This window comes from Vreelandella malpeensis (genome assembly GCF_020622355.1).
Lineage (GTDB): Bacteria > Pseudomonadota > Gammaproteobacteria > Pseudomonadales > Halomonadaceae > Vreelandella > Vreelandella malpeensis.
The window spans coordinates 140,829-151,062 of record NZ_WHVL01000004.1 but is presented as its reverse complement, the minus strand read 5'-3'; the positions used below and the strand labels follow the sequence as shown (position 1 = coordinate 151,062).

At 51.7% G+C, this 10,234-nt stretch carries 11 protein-coding genes and 1 tRNA gene; 1 reads left to right on the top strand and 11 read right to left on the bottom strand.

Annotated features, from left to right (window positions below):
- Positions 1-269 precede the first annotated feature (269 nt).
- The gene (locus GEV37_RS10735; RefSeq protein WP_227390248.1) at positions 270-758 is read left to right on the top strand and encodes a pyridoxamine 5'-phosphate oxidase family protein; all 489 of its coding nucleotides are present in this window, start codon (positions 270-272) and stop codon (positions 756-758) included.
- Positions 759-833: 75 nt separating this feature from the next.
- On the opposite strand, the gene GEV37_RS10730 is transcribed toward GEV37_RS10735, so the two are convergent.
- From GEV37_RS10730 to GEV37_RS10680, 11 genes are all read right to left on the bottom strand, one after another.
- On the bottom strand, positions 834-1,067 hold the full coding sequence (locus GEV37_RS10730; RefSeq protein ID WP_227390247.1) for a DUF333 domain-containing protein: 234 nt from the start codon (positions 1,065-1,067) through the stop codon (positions 834-836).
- 45 nt (positions 1,068-1,112) lie between these two features.
- The gene (locus tag GEV37_RS10725; RefSeq protein ID WP_227390246.1) at positions 1,113-1,472 is read right to left on the bottom strand and encodes a hypothetical protein; all 360 of its coding nucleotides are present in this window, start codon (positions 1,470-1,472) and stop codon (positions 1,113-1,115) included.
- Between the two features lie 104 nt (positions 1,473-1,576).
- Complete coding sequence (locus GEV37_RS10720) at positions 1,577-2,029, bottom strand: META domain-containing protein (RefSeq protein ID WP_227390245.1); 453 nt, start codon at positions 2,027-2,029, stop codon at positions 1,577-1,579.
- A gap of 303 nt (positions 2,030-2,332) precedes the next feature.
- Positions 2,333-3,178, bottom strand: a complete 846-nt coding sequence (locus GEV37_RS10715; protein WP_227390244.1) for a TIR domain-containing protein — start codon at positions 3,176-3,178, stop codon at positions 2,333-2,335.
- 112 nt (positions 3,179-3,290) lie between these two features.
- The gene (locus GEV37_RS10710) at positions 3,291-3,599 is read right to left on the bottom strand and encodes a hypothetical protein (RefSeq protein WP_227390243.1); all 309 of its coding nucleotides are present in this window, start codon (positions 3,597-3,599) and stop codon (positions 3,291-3,293) included.
- Between the two features lie 356 nt (positions 3,600-3,955).
- Entirely contained in the window at positions 3,956-4,237 is a 282-nt protein-coding gene (locus tag GEV37_RS10705) for a hypothetical protein (protein ID WP_227390242.1), read from the bottom strand.
- 170 nt (positions 4,238-4,407) lie between these two features.
- Complete coding sequence (locus tag GEV37_RS10700) at positions 4,408-5,493, bottom strand: protein kinase domain-containing protein (RefSeq protein WP_227390241.1); 1,086 nt, start codon at positions 5,491-5,493, stop codon at positions 4,408-4,410.
- A gap of 175 nt (positions 5,494-5,668) precedes the next feature.
- Positions 5,669-5,890, bottom strand: a complete 222-nt coding sequence (locus GEV37_RS10695) for a hypothetical protein (RefSeq protein ID WP_227390240.1) — start codon at positions 5,888-5,890, stop codon at positions 5,669-5,671.
- Between the two features lie 957 nt (positions 5,891-6,847).
- A tRNA-Arg gene (locus GEV37_RS10690) sits at positions 6,848-6,924 on the bottom strand.
- Positions 6,925-6,984: 60 nt separating this feature from the next.
- Positions 6,985-7,932, bottom strand: coding sequence for an AEC family transporter (locus tag GEV37_RS10685; protein ID WP_227390450.1), 948 nt, complete (start codon positions 7,930-7,932; stop codon positions 6,985-6,987).
- 67 nt (positions 7,933-7,999) lie between these two features.
- The gene (locus GEV37_RS10680; RefSeq protein WP_227390449.1) at positions 8,000-9,952 is read right to left on the bottom strand and encodes a diguanylate cyclase domain-containing protein; all 1,953 of its coding nucleotides are present in this window, start codon (positions 9,950-9,952) and stop codon (positions 8,000-8,002) included.
- Positions 9,953-10,234: the final 282 nt, after the last annotated feature.

Here is a 10,234-nt window from a genome sequence, read left to right as displayed (position 1 = left end):
GTAAACATAACTACCTGTGCACTTATTGCCGAATAAGTGTCGTTAAATACGTAACTTATGACATTTGTAGGAGATATCGACGGATTAAGATAACAAACTAACTTTATTGATAAAGCTCGCTTAACATCATGAGATGTATCGAAATCAACGTCACTTTTATAGTATTCAAGTGAAGGAATCATTTTTGTCTATACTGATAGAGGGTAATAACGTACCCCAACCAATTAGTTACATTTTGCAACATTTGATGGCATACAAGGAGTGAGGCAATGTCGAGCCCCGAGCACAAGCAGAAGATCTGGAAACTGATCAAGGATATCAAGGTGGGTATGCTGGTCACCAATGACCACGACATGCCCCGGGCACGCCCGATGCATCTGGTGCAGGAAGAGTACGACGGCACGCTCTGGTTCTTTACCCGGCGCAGCGCCGAGAAGGTTTTCGAGACCCGGCAAGACCATGACGTTTGCCTGAGTTTTTCCGACCAGGAAGACGGCGTGTACGTATCGCTGTCCGGCACCGCCAGCCTGAACGACAACCCGGATCTGATCGAGAAGTACTGGAACCCCTTCGTTGCTGCCTGGTTCCCGAAAGGCAAGGACGACCCGGACCTCACCTTGATGGAAATCAAGATCCACATGGGGGAACACTGGAAGGCGAACGAGAGCAAGGTCTACCAGCTTTACGAAATCGCCAAGGCCAACTTCAAGAAGAATGCCACACCCGACATGGGCGAGAACGAGAAATTCGGCCACTGACCGGCATCGCCGTTTTATAACCCACAACGCCAGCGGTCGCTGGCGTTGTGGTGTTCAAAGGCTTTCAAACGGGGCTTAGTCGATACTGAGGCCACCGGCGCGATAGAACTGATGAACCTCGATCACCCGTCCTTCGGTCAAATGGCAATACTGACGCGTGGTGTTCCCCTCGCCGCGAGCTTTCACTTCCCCGCCTTCACGCTGGCAAAAATCCTCGGCGATTTTCTGGGCCTGAGTATCCGGCTGGCCGGCGGTGGTACACCCCGCCAACAGCGCCAATGCGGCAATTGCTAGTGCGATACGAACCATAACGCCTCCTGGGTGGGTCTCGATAAGCCGCCTTGACGGCAGACGTTACTGAGCGGAGTCGACGTCCCTAGCGTTCTCGTCTTCGACGCTCGGGCTGGTGAGGGTATCCGCATCGGCGATGTACGCCTGCTCCTCGGCGCGATCGAACAGGCACAGCTCCTGGCCGCGCTCGCCGTTCATGTGGGCCTGGGGGTAGGTGCCCGCAATCAACAAGGCCGTCATGCCCGCCTCGTCGCTGAACAGCACCGGCTCCCCGGCCGCCTCGGCATCCTCGAACTGGCTCAGGGCCAGGCACTGCTCGAGCACCGCCGCATCGTGTTCGGCCCAGGCATCACTGGTGGAGGCGTGAACGCTGGGCAGGCCCACGAGCATCAAGGACAGGGCGGGAATGAGTAAGGGCTTCATGGTCGTCTCCTGTGGTGGTGTTCTACAGAATAGACCAGCCCCTGCGCCGCTGCGTCGGCGCGATGCCGTACGCCTGGGGTATCTCACCGTTCAAGCGCCACGGTTCAATAGAGATACACCGCTTCGAAGTGAGCCACGGGCTGGCCTTGGGCATCATCCAGGGTCAACGTCTCCCCCACGACCTCCCAGCGCGTTACGCGTCTCAATGCTTCGAGAAAATCTCGCTCGAGGGTCATCTGAGGGCTGGCACAGGCCATCCGGGTCGTGGCCAAGGAACCAAAACTCAATTGGTCGCCTTTCAACGTATACCCACTCATCAGACTGTTACACCCGGTCGAGCCGGCCACCCGCGTTTCCTCCGCATGAAGCACGAAATGCGCCTCGCGCGCTTGGTCACTGACTGTGGCAGTCTGCGTCCCGACAGTGACCAACTTCCAGTAGGTGTTTTGCAGTGATGCCTGAGAGGCGGTGTCATGGGAAGAAGCATCGAGTGGGGCGCAACCGGTAAGAGCGAGTACGCTAGCGAGTGATGCTGAGATTAGGTAGTTTGCTTTCATTACGAATACTCTGGTTCCTGGCAGGAGTCTATAAAACCACATAACAGAATGATTTTAAAAGCTAAATATAAAAGCAAAAAAACACAATATACCACTAAGTATACCATCACCCCGTCTGCAACCCGCGAAAAGCGTGTCATAGGATAACATTAATCCCTGGTAATCCTGTTTGTGGCACATATGGACTACTGACTGCTAAGAGCGGTCTTTTAGGAGCCATTAATATAGCGCTTTAACGCCGTGCTTTGCGGCTGGTTTGAAGCGCAGTGAAAAATCGATCCGCCAACAGCACCTTGTTAGGGCCTACATAGCGTCGTTCAAGTTTACCTTTAAACCTGCAACCTTTAGCTCTTTGGCCAATGTAAGCCTCCATGCACCTGCAGCATCGATATCAATATATAGAACACCGAGAAAATCAGAAGGGATTTCCACGTTTCCTTTTCTAAGAACGCACACCTTATCTCTACCTATCTTTGCAGCCATATAACCAAGTTCAACCAGTACATTCTGCCGAGCTCTGGGTAGGAGGTTCTCTGATGTTGCAGCACTTGACCCCACATCATCTGGTGTAAAAAGAACTATAGCGTATGCAGCGTCGGTATGCTTTTCGAGCTTCTCAATTATGGTTTTCCCTTCATTGGCTTGCTCATGGAGGATTATTGCATTTAAGCCTAATTTTCCAATAAACCTTGCAGAAGACTCTTTTGCTTGTTCATCGTGGCCATGCACAATAAATACATTGTTGCTGTTTTCAGATACCACGCTACCTTTAGTATTTTTTACTCCTTTTTCTTTAAATAAAAGGTCATGTGTATAGTCTTTACCAGATGATAAAGGCAACAACCTTCTGTCGGTTGCCATATCGGCGATACCAGAATTTCGCATGCTGTTGTTATGTTGCTCGGCGTAATGGGACTTTGACTTTGGCGTATTGGTAATTTTAATTTTTTGAACGTCATCAATATTTCTTATAATCATCCCATCAATGGTAAATGCTCTACCAGAATGCCAAGGAGTAACTATTTGCTGCTTTAGCTCGTCGAATGTCAAATCATTGAACACAGCAGATCTATCTTTCTTCTTGCTATCTCCAACCAACTCAACATGGCAGTGCCAGAATTTATCAGGAAAAACTTCTGCTTCATTCATATATTATTCTACCTATAAATGTTGAGTTGCCCAAACGCGAAACACAGCGACGCGACGTAAGAGGCGTCCGGCGGCCAACAGCACGAACTGCTGTGCCTTGTTAATTAGAGAGTTACGACGCAACGCCAAACCGCCGGTTCATTGCAACATGGATTAAGCCGATGTATGACTTGTAGGTACGACTGAGCTGGAACAATACGAGGAGGTGAATTCCAACTGCTATAGCAACACCAAGCGAAACCTTGCCTTCTAAAATCTCAGCAAATGCTCCGGGAAGAAGCGGAGCTAAGTCGGCGAACAAGGTTCCTATCTGAAAGACGACCCAGCCCAAAACAAACAAGGCTGCTCGGCAGACCCATTTGCTTGGCTTCGTGACCAACGTTACAAGTAACAGCGTGGCAATAAATCGTAAACTACTCATATCAAACTCCTTTATCGTATGGCCTAATAAAGCATAGCAAACTATCGCTGCGCTCAGAAAAACGACAATTAACGCCCGCAGCACGGGAAAATTTGTAACGCAGTGAAAAACTTGCCCCTATGAGTGCGATTGTTAGGCATTTTTTTCTCACCACCACTAAAGTCGTCAATACAATCTATATAGAGGTTTATTACATTCTCGATTTGCTCAATCGTAAAGCAGATAGTTGGCCGAAGAGTTACATATTCTGAGCCAGAGAATTTACTGAAACGTTTATAATGTTCACTTGAATCAGAGAAATCCGGGCCGCAGTGAGTTAAGTGATTTCTTATTTCCTGTAAATTTTGAAGCTCCTTTCAGTGCTTTTGGCTAGCATCTATGCTCATACCAAGAACCTTGTTCGCATAGACAATAGATCTATTAATTCCGCGATGTTTTAGATCATTTGGGGATAAATTAACACCCTGCTTTTTCTGATCCATAAGCACTATTTCATCTAGGTTTTGCTCAAGGATTGCATAAGACGAAATAAAAACTGCACGCAATAGACTTTGCCTTGTTGCGTTTATATTTCCTGTTTTGTTTCTTACCTCAGCATCCGTAAGAGATGAAATTTGGGACGCAAACTGCTCATCCACGGCTTTGGCTGCCTCATAAAGATACCCAAAGTCAATAAATGATAAAACCTAGGTACCGAGAATGTCGTATCTTCGGGTTTATTCATATTGATGCCTAACGCCGCCAGCACGCGCAGCTTTGTAGTGGAGGCGCAGCCGCAACAGAAAAGCTGTCGCTGTGGCTGGCCTTGTTAAATGCTCTTCTCGAACTTTAACTGAAACTGCTGCCACCTTTTCCACAAATATGGCCATCTGTCTTTTAAAGTTTCTGTCGATGCGTTACATTCAAAGTAATTGACAAGGAACTCTAGCTGAGCACTACTTTCTGGCGATTCACTCTGAATAATATCAAGCAAAGAATTCTTAACGTTGTCAATAGTTGGCCTATCAGGGGCGTCCACTGAGAGCATTTCATGAACAAGAGATTGAATCTCAGGTTCTATCGGTGGATTACTTTCAAAATTAATACTTGCGCTCTTTGCCCACTTCCTCCAAGCATCCTCTTTAGTCCACTTCTTACTATTATTTCCCAACGGTATTGGCCAATAATCACTGAGTTTTATGCCAACAGGATGGAATCCTCCACTCATAAGCTCATAGAGAATAACCCCCAGTGCAAATACATCCGTTTTAGGTGATAGCTCGATCTCATCCCACTGCTCTGGAGCCATATAAGGCCGAGAACCACCGAAGACGGAAGAGTCTAAAGAAGCATTTGCCAGACCAAAATCAGCTATTAGAGCCATGTTATAAATATCGAGATCTGGTAAACCACGAAACTCGCTTTTTATATTTCTTAAAAAAATGTTAGCTGGCTTCAAATCTTGATGTGCGACCAGACCATGCTTATAGCAGTGACTCAAGCCACTGCATACATAAACCAATATAGAAAGCTTTTCGACCTTACTGGAAAGTTCAGGTTTTCGTATCACTTTCTCAAGATCACTTCCCCAATATCGAAACAATGCCAGAGGGGCTCCAAGAACTTCTGAAAAATCAAACGCCCAATGAACAAACCTTTGGTGATTATATGAGAGCTGATTCTTTAGCTCATTAACAAATCTATTGTTTGCTTCTTCTATAGATATGTTGGTAAGGTGTTTAGGTATTTTTGCACATACGTAGCGAGGTGAAACATTTTCACCCTGATCAAAAACATAAATTTCTCCGCACATCCCCTTAGAAACTGAAACACACTTCCCTTTGTTGCCTAAAGCAACCTCTAGCATTAATTTTTTCTGATGCTCATCGAGAGCATGAAAAGCTATTTGTTCCATGTAGCTCAGTTTCCTGTACACTTAACGCCCTGCTGAGGTGTGAGCAACGCAATACCATAGCCGCTGCATACCACCTTAAACAAGAAGCGCAACGCATAGTAAAAATGCCTCGCGTTGCGAATCACTCTTAAACAGCTTGTTATCTTCTTGAAGCCAAATCCTTCTTCTCATTTTTTCAAGCTGTTTCGACAGATGCTGCGATCCTAGCGTGTATTTCTTTCAGTTCACCGTCACTTAATAGCTTCTGCATCATCATAGCTCCGGCCACAGCTTGGGTACGATTCCAGAATCCAAGAATTTCACTATTTTCGGATTGTTCAGCGATACTTTCAATGTCTGAATTGAGATATAACAACATACCTGACTTAATTTCTTCTACAGGTTTACTACTTTCCATAACTACTCCTAATCGATGTTTGATTGAAGAAATGTCGCTATTTTATAAACAGATAACAGCGCATTAAACGGCGCGTTTTATGATTGAATGAACGTGCTGGCACTTTTACCAGCAAATGCGGCATGCCAGATTCTTCCAAGGCTATGATCCTTTGGGCTATTAATTTTCATTGGGCCGTGTAGCCAAAATTCGAGCTCCCGATGTATTTCCAAGAATGTCCGCTCAGTGTCGATAGCTGCTGTATAGTTGGAGTGTAAAGGTTCCTGAACAGGAAGAACTGCAAGCTTCTGTGATCAAACAATGACATCGACCATCGGCGCCACTTACGATTGCTAGTGATTTTCAACCCCCGGCCGCAAGCAAATTGATACTCATAAACTCCAATTTCAACTTTAACTATTTTTAGCAGTATTGCCTATTCCTTTACGCCTGTGCAACCCGTACAGCTGCGACTTTAGGCCATCCTGCGCCGGAAGGCTTCGGCTCTACAGGGTTTTGTCAGGAATGTCATTTTTAGCTATTGGCCAACCGATAGCACAGCTTTAGATTGTTGCTCCCCATCCTATTCGTCAAAACTGCATAACTCCGCATGAAAACGCATGATTTTCATGAACCCTTTTTTGACCAGCTAGCCCAGTAGTGGCACGGCTTGGTGGCATGTGAAGGGGTGCATAAAAACCACTACATTTAGCGCGCGGGCGTGGCGGGGTGTCGATAGCGCGCCGTGGGTCGCGGTTGGTAGGCGGGTGCCGGGGTGGCAACAGCCTATTACATGCCGCTGTAGGCTTCACAGGACGCGTACCCTCATCAGGATGGCGTCACACGCGAGCGCCCCGCACGAAGGCGGGGCGTCGTTGAAGTCACACGTTATTCGATTACCGTGAACGGGCAGACGCGAGCCGCTCAGCCACTTACGCCACACGCTATAAAGACTAGAAAGAGATGAAGAACAAAAAATGGCGTCCCTGGCAGGAGTCGAACCTGCGACCTGCCGCTTAGGAGGCGGCTGCTCTATCCTACTGAGCTACAGGGACTTGTCGCTTGGATGGGGCGCGTAGTATAGCGCGGCGCCGGCGTCAGGCCAACCGGGCGGGTCAAATCCAGCCGGCCAGGCGAAGCAGGAAGATGCCGAGGGTGATGCTGATGCTCGCCATCAAGGTGGTCAGGGCGATGATGTTGGCGGCGAGCGTCACGTTGCCGTTCATTGCCTTGGTCATCACGAAGCTGGCCGCCGCCGTGGGGCTGGCGAAGAACAGAAACAGAAGCCCGAGCTGCGGGCCGCTGAAGCCCATGAGCCAGGCCGCCACGGTGGAGATCGCCGGCAGAATCGCCATTTTCATCAAGCTCGAACTGAGCGCGACCTGATGACCGCTGCGCAGGCTGGCCGCCGACAGGGTGGCGCCAATGCAGATCAGCGCCAAAGGCAGCGTCAGCGAGGCGAAATAGTCGCCCGAGGTCATCACCCAGCTCGGCAGCTCGATCGACAGCGCCGTGAAGGGAATGGCCAGCAGCACCGAGATGATCAAGGGGTTGGTGGCGATGTTCTTGAGCATCGCGCGCCAGTTCGTGGTCTGGCCGGGCTGGTAGACCGAGAGCACCCATACCGAAAGCACGTTGTAGAGCACGATGACCACGCCAAGCAGCAAACTGCCCGCCGAGAGCCCGTAGTTGCCGTACATCCCGGCGGCCAGCGCCAGCCCCACTACCCCGCCATTGCCGCGAAAGGCTCCCTGGACGTAGATACCGCGATCGGCATGGGGTACGCGAAAGCGCGCCCAAAGCCAACTCAGGAAGAACTGCCCCAGGGTGGCGAAGGCGAAAAAGAGCAGCAGCGGTACATCCAGCGCCACGCCCAGATCCGCCTTGATCAGGCTCAAGAAGATCAGCGTGGGCAGCGTGGCCCGGAACACCAGCGCCGAGGCGGTGGAGACGAAGTCCCGGTCGATCAGGCGCAGGCGCTTGAGCACGATGCCGATGAACACCATGGCGAAGACCGGCAAGGTCGTATCCAGCGTACGCGAAAAAAGCTCTACAAGATTCACTTCAATCCTCTCGTCGATGAACGCGGCGATCTTACCGCGAGAACGCACTCCCGCACACGCGCGTTGCTCAATCGAACAGCGAGAGCGGGTCGAACTCGCTGGGGAGCTTCACGACCACTTCGTTGCGCCCGCGATCCTTCGCCTCGTAGCTTGCGGCGTCCGCGCGGGTCAGCGCCTCCTCGACGGAGCCATCGTTTTCGTTGAAGCGGGTGGCGCCCATGCTCAAGGTGACGTTGTAGACCTTGCCTTCATGGGTCACGGAGACCTCGCTGACCGCTACGCGCAGTGCCTCGGCGATGCGCTGTGCCTGCACCAGCGTACAGCTGGGTAACAGCACGCCGAATTCGTCGCCCCCCTGGCGCGCCACGTGGTCGCTGCGACGCACCTCCCAAGCGATGACCTGGGCCACTCGGCGCAGCATCTCGTCGCCCAGGGCATGCCCGCCTTCATCGTTGATAGGCTTGAAGTGATCGAGGTCGAACAGCAGCAGAGCCGACGGCGTACTGGTTTTCTGGAAATCGGCAAAGGCCTCTTCCAGCCGGCGCAGAAACCCGCGCCGGTTGAGCAGGCCCGTCAGTGGATCGTGCTCTGCCTCCCAACGCTGCAGCGCCTCCTGCTGGCGACGCTCGGTGATGTCCTTCACCACGCCGACGAGCCCGATCGAATGTCCCTGCTGAGAGAGCATGACCGACCGGGCGTGAACGTCGAGCCACAGCGTTTCGTCGTTGTTGATAAAACGCATCTGGCGCACGAAGTCCTTGCCCGTCTTCAGGCTGTGCGCCCACAGGTCTGCCACGCCCATTCGGTCGTCGGGGTGAATCTTCTCGAGCCACGTTTCCATCTGCGTTTCTGCGGAAATGGACAGCATGTTCAGCAATGCCGGATTCATGTAGGTGATGCGGCCGCCGAAATTGGCGACGAACATGCCCTGCGGGCTCGAATTGAGCACCGAATCGAGAAACGCCTCGCGCTCCTGAAGGTTGTCGAGCAGCTGCTGGCGCTCGTCCTCCACACGGTTGAACGTATCCGCCACTTGCTGAAGTTCCTGCATGCTCGTATCGAGCCGTACGTGCGACCGGCGCCCCTGCCCCACTTCGCCGATCTGCGCCTCGAGCAGGTTGAGCGGAGAGAGTATCCGAGCCAGCAACCCCCACAACACCGGCAGAAGAAACAGCGCCAGCACTATCCAGATCCACCACAACCGGTGAATGAAATCCGCCAGCGGCGTCTGGGCCTGCTCGACGGGCAGATAGAGCCCGACGATCCAGTTCGCCGGCCACACCTGTGAGTAGGACTGATAAAGCGGCTGCTCGCCGAAGAGTCTGCCCACGCCATTGCCGAGCCAGCCATCCAGCGCCAGATCGAGATTCGGATGCCTTTCACGGTTCTCGATCGACGTATTCACCCGCTGGCTGTCGGGATGATAGAGCACCTTGCCCGAAGCGGTAAACACCGCCGAATAGCCGTAATTCCCCAGACGAATCGTGGCCAACCGGCTGAAGAGTCCACCGGAATTGAGCCGGACCACCCCGCCGATGAACCCCAGAAAGTCGCCCTGAGCGTCCAGGCGCGGTATGCCGATGAGCACCAGCGGCATTTGGCTGGCCCGCCCGATGAACGGCTCGCTCACGTAGACGCTTCGCGTGCCGCGCAGCATCCCGAAATACTCCTGATCGCGTGTTTCGAGACCCACACGCCCGATGACGCTCGGCCAGTCGGCGATGAGCGTACCCTCTTCGTTGCTCACCACCACACCTTCGAACCAGGAGAGGAGCGCATCGTTCTTGGCAAGCTCGTACTGGACCCATTCGGCGTCGCTCGCGGTGCCCATGGTCTGGCTCAAACGCTCGAGCGCCTCGATGCGATTCTGGACCTGCTGGGTGATCTCGTCGGCGAGCATGTTGGCTTCGTAGCGCAGGTGGGTAACGTTGGACTCCTGCAGCATGCTCTGGCCCGCCTGCCAGGTCAGGCCCAGCACGGTAGCCGCGAGAACCAGCAGCGTTGCGGAGAGACCCAACAGCAAGCGACTCTTGAGAGATCGAAACTGAATCAATCTTTTATACTGAATCAGTCTTTTATAGAGAGGAGCTGAAAGCACCGTTGTACTCACTTGTTCATTTTCTCTAGATCGATATCGAGCATGCGACATCGCGACGGCACACTTCACGTGCAGCCGAGCCTGAAGTCTAGTCTCTTTGTTTCAACTATCGTTTCAACTATTTATGAACGCGGCGTTCGGTGGATTCATTATAGTTAATATGGCGATTTCATTCCCGTGTCAATCGCCTTTCATACTCTTGAA